General features: G+C 25.1%; 13 protein-coding genes. 1 reads left to right on the top strand and 12 read right to left on the bottom strand.

The annotated features are described in order from the left end of the window. Positions 1-97 precede the first annotated feature (97 nt). Positions 98-1,021, top strand: a complete 924-nt coding sequence (locus BFL38_RS01755) for a methylenetetrahydrofolate reductase (RefSeq protein ID WP_069725448.1) — start codon at positions 98-100, stop codon at positions 1,019-1,021. Between the two features lie 14 nt (positions 1,022-1,035). Here BFL38_RS01755 and BFL38_RS01750 read toward each other — a convergent pair whose 3' ends face one another. The 12 genes from BFL38_RS01750 to BFL38_RS01695 all read right to left on the bottom strand — a co-directional run bounded on the left by BFL38_RS01750 (position 1,036) and on the right by BFL38_RS01695 (position 17,002). Further along, entirely contained in the window at positions 1,036-1,842 is an 807-nt protein-coding gene (locus tag BFL38_RS01750) for a vitamin B12 dependent-methionine synthase activation domain-containing protein (protein WP_069725447.1), read from the bottom strand. 382 nt (positions 1,843-2,224) lie between these two features. Further along, entirely contained in the window at positions 2,225-4,840 is a 2,616-nt protein-coding gene (locus BFL38_RS01745) for a homocysteine S-methyltransferase family protein (protein WP_069725446.1), read from the bottom strand. 138 nt (positions 4,841-4,978) lie between these two features. Further along, positions 4,979-5,959 carry a radical SAM family protein gene (locus tag BFL38_RS01740; protein WP_069725445.1) on the bottom strand — a complete coding sequence of 327 codons (981 nt, stop codon included), beginning with the start codon at positions 5,957-5,959 and terminating at the stop codon, positions 4,979-4,981. A 17-nt stretch (positions 5,960-5,976) separates the two neighbouring features. Then, on the bottom strand, positions 5,977-7,038 hold the full coding sequence (locus BFL38_RS01735; protein ID WP_069725444.1) for a radical SAM/SPASM domain-containing protein: 1,062 nt from the start codon (positions 7,036-7,038) through the stop codon (positions 5,977-5,979). Between the two features lie 13 nt (positions 7,039-7,051). Further along, entirely contained in the window at positions 7,052-8,335 is a 1,284-nt protein-coding gene (locus BFL38_RS01730; RefSeq protein ID WP_069725443.1) for a glycosyltransferase family 2 protein, read from the bottom strand. A gap of 351 nt (positions 8,336-8,686) precedes the next feature. Beyond that, positions 8,687-9,613: an SDR family NAD(P)-dependent oxidoreductase gene (locus BFL38_RS01725; protein ID WP_069725442.1), complete on the bottom strand. Its 927-nt coding sequence runs from the start codon at positions 9,611-9,613 to the stop codon at positions 8,687-8,689. Between the two features lie 75 nt (positions 9,614-9,688). Beyond that, on the bottom strand, positions 9,689-10,924 hold the full coding sequence (locus BFL38_RS01720) for a radical SAM protein (protein ID WP_069725441.1): 1,236 nt from the start codon (positions 10,922-10,924) through the stop codon (positions 9,689-9,691). 18 nt (positions 10,925-10,942) lie between these two features. Then, complete coding sequence (locus tag BFL38_RS01715; protein ID WP_069725440.1) at positions 10,943-12,136, bottom strand: radical SAM family protein; 1,194 nt, start codon at positions 12,134-12,136, stop codon at positions 10,943-10,945. A 129-nt stretch (positions 12,137-12,265) separates the two neighbouring features. After that, positions 12,266-13,600, bottom strand: a complete 1,335-nt coding sequence (locus tag BFL38_RS01710; protein ID WP_069725439.1) for a radical SAM protein — start codon at positions 13,598-13,600, stop codon at positions 12,266-12,268. Continuing rightward, positions 13,578-14,954 (bottom strand): glycosyltransferase family A protein, encoded by a 1,377-nt coding sequence (locus tag BFL38_RS01705; RefSeq protein WP_069725438.1) that lies wholly within the window; start codon positions 14,952-14,954, stop codon positions 13,578-13,580. The genes BFL38_RS01710 and BFL38_RS01705 overlap by 23 nt, the downstream gene beginning before the upstream one ends. A 1-nt stretch (position 14,955) precedes the next feature. Continuing rightward, positions 14,956-15,984 (bottom strand): glycosyltransferase family 2 protein, encoded by a 1,029-nt coding sequence (locus BFL38_RS01700; RefSeq protein WP_069725437.1) that lies wholly within the window; start codon positions 15,982-15,984, stop codon positions 14,956-14,958. Beyond that, positions 15,977-17,002, bottom strand: a complete 1,026-nt coding sequence (locus BFL38_RS01695) for an NAD-dependent epimerase/dehydratase family protein (RefSeq protein ID WP_069725436.1) — start codon at positions 17,000-17,002, stop codon at positions 15,977-15,979. Before BFL38_RS01695 ends, BFL38_RS01700 begins: the two co-directional genes overlap by 8 nt. Positions 17,003-17,010 lie beyond the last annotated feature (8 nt).

Genomic DNA, 17,010 nt, shown 5'->3' with positions numbered 1-17,010 from the left:
TAATATATAACTTTTTTATATTATTTCAATATGATTTTTTATTTGACTTTTTTTGTTTTTCTAGTAGGATATTAACATAATATTTAGGATATATATGATGAATAACGATGTAGAAAACTTTATAAAAAAACTAGAAAACAAAGATAAATATACATTCACATTAGAAATATCGCCTCAGGCAAAATACGATTTAGGATACATAGAAGAAAAAATAAATAGGGCAGACATATCAAATTATATAGATGGATTTGTTGTAACGGATTCTCCATTTGCTAATTTAAAGATATCTTCAATACTAGCAGCATTGCAATTGCAGCAAAGATTGAATAATAACAAACCATTCATAACAACTCAAACTATGAGAGACAGAAACTCTATAGCTATACAAAATGATTTAATAGGTGCAAATTATTTTGATATAAGAATGGTACTTGCAGTTACAGGAGATGCTATAGCTAATGGTAATCAAAAACAGGCAAAAGCGGTATTTGAAGGTAATTCTCAATTATTAATAAATATAATCAATGATTTAAATAAAGGAAAAAGTTTAGGAGAGTTTAATTTTAAAGAGCCATTGAAACATATATATCCGTTTTGTGTAATAAACAGTTATGCTAAAAATAATGATACATTGAAATTAAGACTTGCTAAAAAAGCAAATTCAGGAGTTAAAGCTATATTTACTCAGCCTATATATGAAGCTGAAAGATTAGAACTTTTCTTAAAGTGGATAGATGAACTTCCTTTAAAAGAAAAGCCTATACTAGTGCCTGGATTTTTTCCTGTATTAACTTATAAAACTGCTTATTTTATATATTATAAACTTCCTGGTGCTTATATACCTGAAATCTGGCTTAATAAATTAAAAGAGGCTAGTGATAAATCCCCTGAAGAAGAGAAAAAAGCTGCAGTAGAATTATCAACTAACCTATTTAACAGCATGATTAAAAAACATAAAAAAATGCATATAATGAGTATGAATAATTATGATTTTGTTGTTGAGCTTCTTAAAAATATTTAAAAATTAAATTACTATTAATTAGCAAAATAATAAGAATCCTCACAAAATGAAACTATAGCAGCTGTACTTATTTCTGGTTCTACCATATAGCTTTCTGTAAGTGTAATACCGAACTCCTCTGGTCTTAATTTATCAAAAATTATTCTGTTGCCGTACATATTAGTTAATGCTTTATAACCGAAAGAGTACCTGCAGCCTACATGTTTTCTTTTGCCTTTATTTTTTAAATTGAGTAAATTATCCATATTAGTTTGAAGTATATCAACATAATTTTCTATGATATTTGTTCCTATTGCATTATAAAAATAATAGTCTTTATAATCATCATTATCATAAAGTCCTTTTAAAAATTCATGAAATTTAGTACCAAGACTTACAAGAGTAAAGCCTATAGTATCTTCTTCTTTATCAAAGAAATCAACTATAGAGTTATAGGGCTCTTTTTCCATACGCTCTAAAGGTATTTCTATTTTTTCATTTTTTAATTCATTATTTTCAACATCATATATATAAAGTTTATCATTTTCCGTAACCGTCTTATAAAATCCGTAAATCATTACAGGTTCGATTAAATTATTTTCTATAATATTATTTTTCATCTCTTCGTATTTAGGTTCTACTTTTGTTTTAATCATCTCATTATATTTTTCCATATCCTGATTTCTAGCAGAATATCCGAAACCCACTCTAAAAAGCCTAACTTTATTAATCATATCAAATGCTTCTTTTTCTATTTCTTTATTAAACTCAAAAACTTTTCTTCCATAGAAAGGAGGTTTATTCATATAATGTTCATGATTTTTGTGATTTATTTCTGGCATAATTCTTCCTTATTATTGTTATGTTCGCCTCAGCCTGTAATAAGCTAGTGAGTAAACTCACTAGCTGGCTTCGGCTAACTCTTGTTATTTTTCCTAGTCGGTCGAACTCGCCTTATAGTTTCAAGCAAATAAATTTGCTTGAAGGTTCGTTCTCACCTTTGTTTATTGCTAGCCTAAGCCTGTAATAAGCTAGTGAGTTTACTCACCAACTGGCTTCGGCTCACTCTTGTTATTTTGCCTAGTCGGTCGAACCCGCCTTATAGTTTCAAGCAAATAAATTTGCTTGAAGGCTCGTTCTCGCTTTTTTTATTTTTATTGCTAATTTATCGTCTCAGCCTGTAATAAGCTATAGAGTAACTCACTAGCTGGCTTCGGCTAACTTTTATTTTTCTTTGTCTCTGTCAGCTATTATTTCTTTTATTGCTAATATATCATCAAAACCGTCTTTACAGTAAAATATTTTAGCAGTATCTCCATAAACTTTTTTGCAAATATTTTCAACAAAATCTTTAGTTAAAGCAGCTCCTCCAAGCAGAATTGGTATCTTTAATCCTTTATCTCTAATGTATGCCAAATTATCTTTCATAACTTCAGTAGATTTTACCAAAAGCCCAGACATACCTATACAATCTGCATTATGTTCATGATAGGCTTCTAAAAATTTTTCTATAGATACTTTAGTACCAATATTAACAGTTTCAAATCCATTATTTTTTATAATGATTTCAACTAGGTTTTTACCTACATCATGTACATCGCCTGCCACAGTACCAAGTATTATTTTAGCTGTTTTCTCCTGTTTCTTTTTCTCCAAAAATTCTGATAAAAAGTCAACACTCTTTTTCATAACTTCTGCAGAACCTAAAACAAAAGGAAGCTGTATAGTGCCTTCTCCGAATTTTACTCCGATATCAGCCATAGTAGGAAGAAGTATTTCATCTATTATAGCCTGAGCAAATAATTTTTCTCCTCCGAACTCTTCACTGTTTTCTTTTACTTCATTAAGCAGAACCTGCATATCTTTCCATTCGCCGTCAAGCATAGCATCTCTTATGGCTTCTCTTATAGGCTTTTTTATATTTTCTTCATTGTTTAATTCTTTCTTTTCCTTTTTGTCAGAGAAATGATTTATATAATTTATAAGAGGCTCTTTACTGTTGCTTTTATTATATATTAATTCTCTTGCTAATTCTATTTCTTTTTCATCTATTTTTGATAAAGGAAGTATCTGAGCTACATTAACTATTGCAGTAGTAAGTCCATGATTAATAGCTTCATATAAAAATACAGAGTTCATTATTTTTCTAGCTTCTTCTTTAAGCCCGAAAGATATATTAGATACTCCCAAACTTATAGAACATTCAGGATATTTTTTTGATAACTCTTTTATAGCATTAAGAGTTTGAACTCCTGCTAAAAAACTTTTTTCATCACCGCTTGCAAGTGTAAATGTAAGAGGGTCAAATATTATATCATGAGGAAGTATTTTGTGAACATTAACCGCTCTTTCATACATTCTCTCAGCCATTTTCAATTTATCTTCGCATGTGAAAGCCATTGACTTTTCATCTATTGTAAGAAGCATAATAGAAGCCCCGTATTTTTTGGCAAGAGAACATATTGCATCAAATTTTTCTTCTCCCTGTTCCATATTAGCAGAGTTTATTATAGGTTTTCCTCCATATACTTTTAAAGCCGCCTCTATAACATTAGGTTTTATAGCATCAATAACTAATGGCAGCGAAATTTGTTTAACATAAGATGAAATAATTTTTGTAATATCTTCTACTTCGTCTCGTCCAGCCCAAGCAGCATTAACATCTATAGCATGGCTTCCGGCTTTTACTTGTTTTATTCCTACATCAAGCATACCGTCCATATCACCTGCAATCATAAGCTCTCTAAATATTTTACTTCCTGTAGCATTACTTCTTTCTCCAATCATTAAAGGAGCAGGATTTTGTTTTATGCTTACAGTATTAAATAAACTTGCTATATAAGCTCTTGGTTTTTCTAATGCTGTTTTTTTAGGTTTTATTCCTTTTACTTTATCGGATAATGCCTTTATATGGAGTGGGGTAGTACCGCAGCAGCCTCCTATGAATGAAAGTCCGTCTAATTCAAAAAACTTACTATTAATATCTGCAAATTCTTCAGGTGTCATACTATAATATGCTTTTCCGTTTCTATTTTCTGGAAGTCCTGCATTTGTATGTATTGATATAGGAAGACATGATATTTCTGAAAGTTTTTTTATATGTCTTGATGCCATGTCCGGACCTGTTCCGCAGTTCATACCTATAGAAAATATATCCAAATTAGAAAGTATAGTATATGCTGTTTCTATATCAGTACCCAAAAGCATAGTACCTTCTTTTTCTATTGTTACAGAAACCATTATTGGTATTTCTTTATTCAATTTTTCTGCTGTATCATTAACTGCAATTATAGCTGACTTTAACTGCAGTACATCTTGAGCTGTCTCAAGAAGTATAATATCAACTCCTCCGTCTATTAATCCTCTTGCAGCTTCGATGTATCCATTATACATTTCATCGAAAGTAATCTGTCCAAGGCTAGGAAGTTTTACTCCCGGACCTAAACTGCCGGCAATAAATATATCTCTGTTCAAATCACCTTTAGAATTAGGATTTTTTAAATATTCTTCTCTAGCTTCATTAGCTATTAATGCAGCTTTTTTAGCTAATTCATAAGTTTTATCTGCAATATGATATTCACTTAATACCCAAGGTATAGCCCCAAAACTATTAGTCTTTATTATATTGGCATTGGCATTTAAATAATCCGTATGTATTTCTTTCATTATATATGGTGCTGTTATATTTAATATTTCATTACAGCCTTCTACATTATTGCCGTTTATAATCCAAGACTCTTTTTTAATTTCTTTTTTTTGAAGTTCTGTACCTGTGGCTCCATCTATTATTAAATACTGTTCTTTTATAAGTTGCCTTAATTTTTCTTTTATATTTTTCATTTTATAATGCTCCAATCTCTTATATAAAAGTACATTCGTCTATTTTAATATAAAAAGTCAAATATCACAAGTTTTCAGATTATAGTTTTAATTGATAATAAAAAAGTATTATATAAAAAATGGAACTGATGTATATGTTTAGTCTATATATTCTTCAATATTTCTTTTTGATGTTTCCCATTTTCCAATACTATGCCATTTAGTTATATCACAATATCTACAAAAAGGCATAGGTTTTGCTAAAAACTGTAATATTTCATTATAGTCTTTAGCTTTATATATATCTATATAATCATGCTCTGTAACCTCTAAATTTTTATTGAAATAGTCATTAAAATGTCTTATATTTGAAACTAATCCGCAAGAAAATAATTTTCCATGATTTAAAAATAAACAATTGTTTGCTATAAAACAATTAATAAAATTATTAAATGGATCGGATTTTCCTTCAATATTTAAAACAGCTTTGTAACTTTCTTTTTGAATATTAGTATCATTATAAAAAGATAGAATTATACCATATTTATTACATAATTCTAATATATTTTCCCAATTTATATTAATTGGATATTTTGTTGGATGTATTTCTACATTGTTTTCTTTACAATATATCCAAAAACTTTCATCTTGTTTTGGAAGTAAAATACCATTAGTTATTAACCATATTGAACTATTTTTAAAATATTTTCTTATTATGTAAAAATAACCTTTGCAATTTTTATTTAGCAAAGGCTCTCCACCCATAAGCTGAAATCTATTTATTAAGCCATTAGTTAATTCATATAATCTTCTAATATCATTTTCAAATATTTCTATGTCATAATACTCTTCTTTTGCTAATTGAGAAAAATGATCACAACTATAACAATTTAAATTACAATGTTCTGCCAAATGTATCTCAACAAAATTAATATGTGACTGTGGAGTCAGTCTTTTCATTTTTGTATATAAATCCACATAGTTGTTATATACACTACTTTCTAGTATATTAATTTTATTATTTATTTCCAACAACTTATCATTAAAATTATTAATTTCTAATAAATATTCTCTTAAAGAATTTCTTAATTTTTTAAAAGGTATCCACCATACTATGTTATCTATAGTTTTATTATCCATTTTTTATCCTTTTATAGTCAAAATAAATTTTCCCAAGTTCTTGGATCTGAACAAGTTGAGCATATTTCTATTCTTTTTGCTTCAACCATTAATTTTTTTCTAAAATTTATCATTTTTCTACCCATAAAAATATCAAATATTGTAGAATCTTTTATATTACCCAAAATATAATTTTCATGCTTTCTTACATCACTTCTTATATTACAGCATAAAGTGTAATTACCATCATAATCTACAGCTAAATGAAAATTAGGCATAAAACATAAACCATTATTGTTAATAATATTTACACTATCTTTTAATAATTGCCCCCTATCTGTAGCATGTCTTATAAAATCTACTGCCCTATAATTTATATATATATTTTTATAGCTACAATCTACTTGATAATATGAATCATTCTTTATAACTACTTGATATTCTAACTTTAATTTACTTAATAATTTTAGCATACCAGGATGAATTATATTATCTATATCAAATGGAATATTTTTATCATTATAATTATAATAATATGTGATTATCATATTATTAACACCACATTTATTTAGTAATTCTAAGTAATCTAATGTTAAATAATCTCCATTGGAAAAAAGAGTTATATTGCAATTTGGTAAATATTCCCTTACTTGTTTTATTCTTTTTATCAATAAATCTTTATCATATAATGGTTCATTATATCTATGTAAATATATTCTATTTGAGTAATCAATTTCCTGAAGTTCAGATAATACTTTTATAAATAATTTTTCTTCTAATATTATATTTTTACTAAATCTATCTATAAATGAATTTGGACAAAACCAACATTTTCTATTACAAAAAGATGATATTCCTATTTCAACCCAAGTAACATTTTTTTTAAAAATACTTTTAATATAATCATAATCAAGATTGTCAGTAGTTAATTCCACACTTCGCTTTATAGCTTCTGTTATTAGATTAGAATTGATAGATGTTTCATCATTATTACTACATTTTTTTAGATTATGTAACTCTAATAAATATTCTCTTGTAAAATTTCTCAAACTTTTTATTGGTATCCACCATACTATATGATCTATAGTCTTATTATCCATTTTTTTTCCTTTATTAATTATAATACAAATCTCTTATATACCATAAATTTCTTTTATCACATATATCTAAAAAAATCTCTTCACTTATATATCCATCTTTTATATTATCTATAATTAATTGTTTTAATAATTCTCTTTGAGTCTTATAAATATTAATATCATTTTCTGTTTGTTTAGTTTTATAAAATTTCATATCTATAAAAATATAACATAATCTATATAATGTTACTATATAATTATTCATTTCAATTTCTTTCTCTTTTAATAGAAAATTATTTCTAAAATAATTAAATATATTTTCTATTGAAAACTTTCTATCATCAAAAATATATTTTTTATCAATATCATTAGTTATAGATATTGATCTTCTATTATGAAAATACAGAGGTATAGGTATATATTCATAAATATTAGCAATACTAAATATTTTTATAATAGCTATCATATCATCAAGCTTATTTTTATCAATAAACAAATCAAATTTAAATTTATCTATTAATTCTTTTTTATAAATTTTATCCCATAAAGGTCCATGCATTTTTTCTATAGATAATAAATGCAATATATTATTTCCATATAAAAATTGCGGTATATTTATATGCATATCTGTTATTTCATCATTTTCTATCCAATAAAAGCTAAAACATACTATATCTGTATTATTTATAAGCATTCTTGAAACAGCTATTTCATAAGCATTTAAAGCAACTGTATCATCAGGATCAACAAAACCTATGGAATATCCTTTAGATTCCTTTAATCCAGTCATTCTAGCTCCGCCAGGTCCTTTATTTTCTTTATGTTTTATATATTTTATTCTTTTATCTTTTAAAGCATATTCTTTGCATATTAAATCATCTTCTTCATTAGGAGAACAATCATTAACTAATATGATTTCTATTTCTTTTAATGTTTGATGAACTAAACTATCTAAACAATTTACCAAATAGTCTTTACCTATATCATATATAGGTACTATTATTGAAATATATGGTGGATTAATATTATTGAATATGTTTCTATCATAATTGTATTCAGTTGAAGCAATATGATTCAATTTTACTTTTATATCTCTATAAAAATATGGTATATTATTAGATTGATTTTCTATATTAATAGACCTTACATCAGTATTTATTGTCCTTATATCTATATTATCAATTTTTGCTTTAACCTCATTTATTTGAGACAATAACATATTTATTCTATTTTCTAAAGGCTTTGTAGTTATTTTTATACCACAAATATTTCTTACTCTATATATACCATCATCATATTTATTGTAAAAAAATCCCATAGTATTACCTCTATAAAAAATTATGCAATAAAAAACCTATGCAGAAATTTAATATTGCTGCATAGGTTGTATTTTTTATTTTATATTTTAAATTATTATAAGAATATATATACGCTATACGAGAGTGTCTTGTCTTGTCTTGTCTTGTCTTGTCTTGTCTTGTCTTGTCTTGTCTTGTCTTGTCTTGTCTTGTCTTGTCTTGTCTTGTCATAAGATACTTAAAAATATATTTTTGATATTATAATCTAAAATATTAATTTGTCAATAATAAATTAAGCTGCAATATCTAATGCAGCTTGTAATTTATTATTTATTATTATAATATTATTGTTATCATTATATATGTATTCTCTACATACTAGGGTCTGGTCTGGTCTGGTCTGGTCTGGTCTGGTCTGGTCTGGTCTGGTCTGTATTTAACATTTTATTTCTAAAATTATCTCGCCATTTCCTTATAGGTATCCACCAAGCTAATTTATTAATATTTTCTTTTATTTTTTCTAATTGTTGCATATATACACCTTCATTATTATTAAAAGTAGGGTATACATCTATAGGTATTATCTCTCCATATCTAAAATATTTACCAGTAGGAGGATTTTCTTCATTTAAAAAACATGCTTGTATAATGGAATTAGCCCCATCTTCTGCTGTTGTTGGAGCAAATTCAGATCCCATATCAGTTTTACACCAACCAGGACAAACACAATTTACAAATATATTTCTATCTTTTACAGCTCCACTCAATTTTTTTGTAATCATATTAAGTGCAACTTTAGAACTAGCATATCCAACATTTACATCTTCTTCTGTATAAGGCTGCCAAAATTCTGAATTACCAGAAGATACATTTACAATTCTTCCACCTTTCTCAATTTCATTTATAAAATATTTAGTTGTTAAAATACTCGCAATAGTATTTACTTTATACATTCTTATTATATCATCTGATTTTAAATCTAAAGTTTTAATATGTTCATTTGGAGGAAACCAATCTAATCTAATACCAGCATTGTTAATAAAAATATATATTTTTTCATCTTTATCTTTTATTTTTAAATATTCTTGATAAGCTTCTTCTATTGACTTCTCAAATTCAACATCTATTTCTATTGGTATAATATTACTTGGAGAGCTTAAATATTTAATAGCTTCTTTAGCTTTATTTAAATCTCTAGCTCCCATATAAACTTTGAAATTATATTCTATAGCAAATTTTTTACATAATTCTAAACCTATCCCTCTATTACCTCCTGTAATAAAAACTACATTTTTCATATATTACTCCGATATTATTAATATATGTTTATTATACCATATATAAAGTAAATATCAAGAGTAATTATATTTATTTTATGATCTATTATTATTAAGCATTTTATTTCTAAAATTATCACGCCATTTTCTTATAGGTATCCACCAAGCTAGTTTATTAATATTTTCTTCTATTTTAGATAATTTATCTTTACAATTATATAATTCATTTTGAACATTAATATTTTGTTCTGGTATTATCGTATTATGTATTCTAATAAGATTATAATCTTGGCTGTCACCATACTTTTTTATGAATTTATTAATTTCATTTCTTATATCTTTAGAAAACTTAACATACTTTGGATCTCCAGGACTATTTTCAGAAAATAATATTGGAATTATACCAGTATATTTTAATATTAAACAATATAGTTTAGCAGAAAACTCTGCATATTTAATATCAACTTCTGTTTCACCATAAAAAAAGTTAATGCTTATTGTAATGCTATTGGGTCTTATAGCAGCAATTAAAAATAAAAATCCGTATAAATCATCATCATTCATATTCTCATCCGTTATTATATATTTAATATCTAGATGATTTGTACCACTACTTTTATATTTTATCAAATTATCTACTACTCTTGTGTATACATTAGCCCCATGTATATTTTTATATGTACTTACTGTACCAGCATCTACTGAAGTAGATAGTAATATTTTATTATCTTTAAGGGCTTGAAATATTTTCTCACTATATTTAACACTATTGGAATATAAAGCTATAGTTCCAAGATTATTATCAATCAAATATGATAATATCTCATCAAAATTTTCTAATAGTGAAGGTTCTCCTCCATTAAAATCTATCCAATTATTTCCCAATAATTTTCCTTTTTCTCTAAAAAGTTCCAAATAATCTATGATATTATATTTTGATTTAAAAAATGTATTATCCTTAGTATAAGAACAGTAATTACATCTTAAATTACAATAAGAATAATGTTGTATATTAAATGAAGAAGGAAGTCTAGAACCGCCAAGATATTCAAAATTTACATCTTTATATTTTTTCTCTACTAATGATATACAATTTTTACAAGATCTAGTATATTGATCTCTTAAACCATTTACTGCCTCAAAAAGTTCTTTTCTCCTTTGAACAACTAAATCATATGTTACATTACCAGAATTCATTTCTTCTGCTGTTATAATTTCAGGAGAGGCATAAACTCCCAAACAACAACATCCTATTCCTCTTATATTAAACCATACTCCTGTTTCCATATATATGCAACTTTTTACTATATCATCTGGCTGAAATTCTTTCATTTTTCTTTTCTCCTTAATTTATTTAATATTATTTAACATTTTATTTCTAAAATCATTACGCCATTTTTTTATAGGTATCCACCAAGCCAATTTATTTATTAATTTTACTTTTTTTTCTTTTTCTGTAATAAAAATATTAATATATTTATTCTTATTTTCTATTCTGTCTTTATATGTTTTAATATTTTCTATATTTTCAATTTCTACAGTAGAATTATAAATTAGTCCACCACCAACAAAATTAACATCCACTTTTAATATATCTGTACATATATAATATATGGTACCTGCGGCTTTAAGCATATCATTACTAATTTTTGTTCCATTAGTTCTTAAATCCTTATCTAAAGTGACAGTGGTTTTATTTTTATTTTTATTTTTAATAAGTTGAATAATTTTACAAAAACCTATTACATTTTCTTCAGATAAATTATTCATATCCCTTTCATTATCTTCCAGTAATATATATTTTAAATCCATTTCATCAAATGTTGAGTTTTCAGCATATAAAGTTAAATTATTGATCAAATTTTTGTATAAATTATTGCCTCTAATTTTAGTATAAGCTTCTTCTGTTCCAGCATCTATTGATGTATACAAAAATTTATATACCCCTGTTATATTTTTAAATTCTTCTACAATTTTTGATACTGCATTAGTTATAGTGGAATTGGATTGTAGATTTAAAGAAGAATTAGTTAAATTTTTAGACATGAATCTAACACAATCTATTAAGTCTTTTATAAGAAGTGGTTCTCCACCTGCTAAACCCAAACAAAAACCATCTTTTTTTATAGCACCAGAATCATAAAAATTTTTTAAAATAGGAAGTACATAACTATCTTCTTCTATTAGTTTTTCTCCTAATTCTTCGTGTGTATAATAACAATATTTACATCGTAAATTACAAGTTTTAAAATTAGCTATTGATAAATAAGACAAAGCACCAACATTAATTTCTGAAGAATCTCTTTCCACAAGAAATTCACAGTTATCACATTCATTTCTTATTCCACTATTTATATCTTGTACTAATTTATATCTAGCTTCTTGTAATTCTTTTACATTAATATCTTTTAATTTTACTTTTCTATTATCATCAAATATATTATAATTAGGTTTTATACAGCAAGCATAGCAACAATTTCCATTAATTAGTAAAATTCCTCCCCATAAATTACTATCTAACCAATTACATGTTTTCATTTTCATATTTAAATTTCTCCTATATTTTATGCAACAAAAAAACCTATGCTGCAATTTTATATTGCAACATAGGTTGTAATTTATTATTTATTATTATAATATTATTGTTATTAGTATATATGTGCTCTTTACATATCAGTCTGGTCTGGTCTGGTCTGGTCTGGTCTGGTCTGGTCTGGTCTGGTCTGGTCTGGTCTGGTCTTTATTTAACATTTGATTTCTAAAATTATCACGCCATTTTCTTATAGGTATCCACCAAACTAACCTATTAATATTTTCTTCCATCTTACTTTTATAAGTATCAAAATCTTGTTTTATATTATAAAATTTTCTCTGACAATCTATTAAATCAGCATTTTCTTTGCCAGCAAAATATTCATTTGCATATAAAGTATTATTAATGTTAATAATATTAGTTTCATTAACAACATAATCATCTTGTTCTTTTAATTTTTTAAATTCTTGCCTTATATCTTTAGATAATTGTACAAATATAGGATCTCCTCCACTATTATCTGAAAATAATATAGGAGTTATATTTCCATATTTTTCTAAAAGATACCATATTTTAGCCATAGTTTTGGCATATTCAATAGACATATTAACATTTACAACATTAAAATCTATACTGATCATAACACTTCCAGGCTGTATATTTAAAACAAACAATAAAAAACCATATATATCATCATCATTCATATTTTTATCTGTAACAATATATTTTAATTGTATATTTTTAGTTCCACTGCTTTTATATTTAATTAAATTATTAAAAACTTTATGAAAAGCATTTCCTCCATGGATATTTTTATAACTACTAACAGTACCAGAATCTATAGAAGTAACTAACATTACATTATCATTTTTTAATGCATTTAGTATTCCATCACTATATTTAACAGCATTAGAATATAAAACTATTGTACCAAGATTATTATCTATTAAATATGATAGTATTTCATCAAAATTTTCTAATAAAGAAGGTTCTCCTCCATTAAAATCTATCCAATTATTACCCAATAACTTACCTTTTTCCCTATACAATTCCATTATTTTTAATATATCATATTGAGGTTTTACAAAATTATTTGATATTGTATAAGCACAATAAGTACATCTTAAATTACAGCTTGTAAAATGTTGAATATTAAAAGATGAGCCTTTATGGACTCCGCCTAAATATTCAAAATTAACATCTTTATATTTTTTCTCAATCAACTGTAAACATTTTTTACATGATTTAGTATCTAAATCTCTTAGACCATTAACTGCTTCAAATAATTCTTTTCTTCTTTGAACTAATAATTCATAAGTAAGATTATCAGAATTTATTTCATCAGATGTTACAAGTTCAGGTGATGTGTATGTTGATAAACAACAGCAAGCCATTCCTCTTATGTTAAACCATACACCTGCTTCAATATATGGACAACTTTTTACTATATCATCAGGCTGAAATTCTTTTATCATTTTTACTCCTTGTATTTTTAGTATTCATTTTTGTTATAGCTTCATTTTTAGATATATTAGTATTAGCAATTAAATCATTAATATTATCATAAGAAGTTATTTGATTATCAGAATATTTTTGTAAATCATAAAAAATATTAGATAACTTGTCAGTTTTTTTTATATCTTTATTTGCATACGCATATAGTTTTGGAATTTTATAATAAGATTTTGCCATAATTTTTATTTTTAAATTAAAAAATAGAAACCAAATTTTTAATTCATGAGCACTTTTCACAAATCCAAATAGAGCAGAATCTAAATTATAAAATACAATTCTAAATATTACTAAATAAACGTATTGACCTGCAACATGTTCATATGAAAAAGGAGAAATTGAAATTCTAAAATTACTTCTTATAAATAAATTATATATATATTTATAAACCTTTGGATTTAATTTTTTTAGTTCACTATTGTTTAAAAATCTTTTTATTTCTTTTTTAGTTGTTTTAGTACCAAATGATTTAACAATTCTATCCCTTATATACCAGTCTGCTAACTTTATAGGGATATATTCTTTCCAAAATTCTTTTTGATCAGGATACAACTCTGTATATCTTTCTATAAGTGCATCTATGAGTTTTAATGCTGAAATAATAGGTTTATCTAAATTATCTAAATTGGATGTTTCTCTTATACCTTTATGAAGTCTATAACAGCCCATAAACTCATTTAAAAAATATATATCTCCCAATGAAGTATTATATAATTTTATTGCCACATCAGCACTATCTGTAAACCATTTAAATATAGGATTTCTATCAAGATCCTCTTTTTTTACTAAAAAAAATAAACTTATAATTTCCGGATACTTTCCACCTAATGTCATACTTGATTGGTTTATAAAATAGTCTATACCTTTTATTAGACTTTCATTATTATATGGTATAGTATAATATTTATCATATTCTTCAAAATACATCTGTACATGACCCGTTACTATTGTAACATTAGGATTAGTTTCAAACACTTCAACAGCATTAGAAAAGAATGTATTACCCATTAAATAATCATCATCACATAGAAAAAATATATATTTTCCTTGTGCATAATCTTCATAGGCTTTATATCCATTAATTTTAGGTCCTAAATTTTTTTCTCTTTTTATATATATTATATTATCATATAAAGATTGATATTCTTGCATAAGAATATCTGTACCATCTGTTGAAGCATTATCTGATATTATTATTTGAATATTATCATAATCTTGTTGCAATACACTATCTACTGCTTCTTTAAGCATATCTTTTCTATTATAAGTTGGAATTACTACAGACAATAAAGGTTTTTTAGGATTTTTATTATACATATTATCTCCTTTTAATATTTATCTTTATACCTAAAAAAAAGAATTGAATAAGTTTTTCATTTATTTCTATACCTAAAAAAATAAACTTAAATGGAACAGAAAAACTTAATGAACCAAATATTTTAGATTTTATTCTAGGATATTTTTTTATTATCTCTTTTGATTTCATTATCTTAAATGCTTTTTTCTTACCAACAAGTTTACTAAGTTGTGCTGTATGCCAAATTAATATATTAGAAAATATTATTTCAATTTTAATATCTATTTCATTTTTATAATCAGGATATAAAGTCTTAGCCTTATTTTTCAAATCTATTATTAATTCATTCATATAATCTATATTTGAAATTGTATCTATGTTATATTTATCCTGACCTAAATTATGTTCAACATAACAGCCTATAATTTCATTGGATAAAAAGTAAACATCTCCATACAAAAATAAATATAACCATAACCAAGTATCAGTAGAAGGTAATGCTCTTTGAAACACTTCAGTTTTATCAGAGGCAGATTTCTTAAACATAGCAAAAAATGATGTTATATTATCATATCCTTCATGATTAGCATAATTTAAAAGATAATCAATACCTTTTATGTATTCTTTAGAATTATATACATCTATAAAAATATTGTTATTATTTTCATTAAAACATTTTACAATACCTCTAACAATAACAATATTTTCGTTTTCTTCCATTGCTTTTACCGCATTTTCAAAAAAAGTATTGCTTAAAAAATAATCATCATCGCATAAAATAACGGCATATTTACCTTTTAAATGAGTATACGCTTCAGAACCATTATATAGTCCACCAATGTTTCTATCTCTCCTAGAATAAATAATTCTTTTATCACTCTTTGAAAATTCTTGCATAAAATCAAAAGTACCATCCGTTGAGGCATTATCTGAAACATATATTTCTATATTCTTATATGTCTGATTTAACACACTCTTTATGGCTCTTTTCAGTAATTCTTTTCTATTATAAGTAGTTATAAGTACTGAAACTAATGGACAGTTATTCATTTTTTACTCCAATAGATAAATTCCATTTTATAGTTCTATTTATAGATTCTTCTAAAGTATAATTTTCTTTTACTTTTAATTCTTCGATAATTTTAGAATTATTTGGTATATATTTAGGAGTAGGGTAGCTATAGTTAGGTTTTGTTAATACTTCTATATTTCCATTATAATTATTAATAGAATTAGAAATCTTTTTTGCTAAATCATATATAGATATTTCATTAGAAGAACCAACATTATATATACTTTTATCATTTGAATTTAACAATATTGACAAAAGCCATATTACTAAATCTGCTGTATATAAATAACTCCTTAAAGGTCTTCCATCACCTTTTATTATTATATTTTTATTTTGAATGATATCTCTAATAAAATTACCAATAGCAAAATGTATATTTAAATTTAAATATGGTCCGACAAATGCAAAACATCTAGCTATACTAACATTAATACCTGATTCTAAAAATAATTGTTCAGACATTTGTTTGGCTTTACCATAAAATGTCGTAGGGTAACCATGATATGTTTCTTTAAATGACTTTATAGATTCATATTGCTCACCATAAACAGCTCCAGAACTAGTAAACAACAATTTTTTAATATTCATTTTACTAGCAATATTAATAATATTTTTAGTACCATCTAATATTACAGAGTACATTTCTGATGGATTTTCTTTTTCTAACTTTTCTGAAGCAGGCGTGGCAGCATGAATTATATAATCATATTCTTTATCACAATTAAAATATCTAATATCCCCATTTATAAAATGAATAAAATCTGTATTATATTGAGGATAATTAAATAAAAAACTATATTTATTTCTAGTTAATATAGTAATATCAAAATTATAATACTTCCTGGCATAGAATAAAAAATTTAGTATAGACTTTCCAAATAAACCAGTACCTCCAGTAATTAATATACTAGACTTATATAATTTGGATAAATCTGATATATTTTTTAATTCATGAAAAATTAATTTAACATCATCAAATATTATACTATTAAACATTATATTCC

The sequence above is a fragment of the Brachyspira hampsonii genome (assembly GCF_001746205.1).
GTDB lineage: Bacteria > Spirochaetota > Brachyspiria > Brachyspirales > Brachyspiraceae > Brachyspira > Brachyspira hampsonii_B.
The sequence above is the reverse complement of the archived record's forward strand: the minus strand, read 5'-3'. Positions and strand labels throughout refer to the sequence as shown.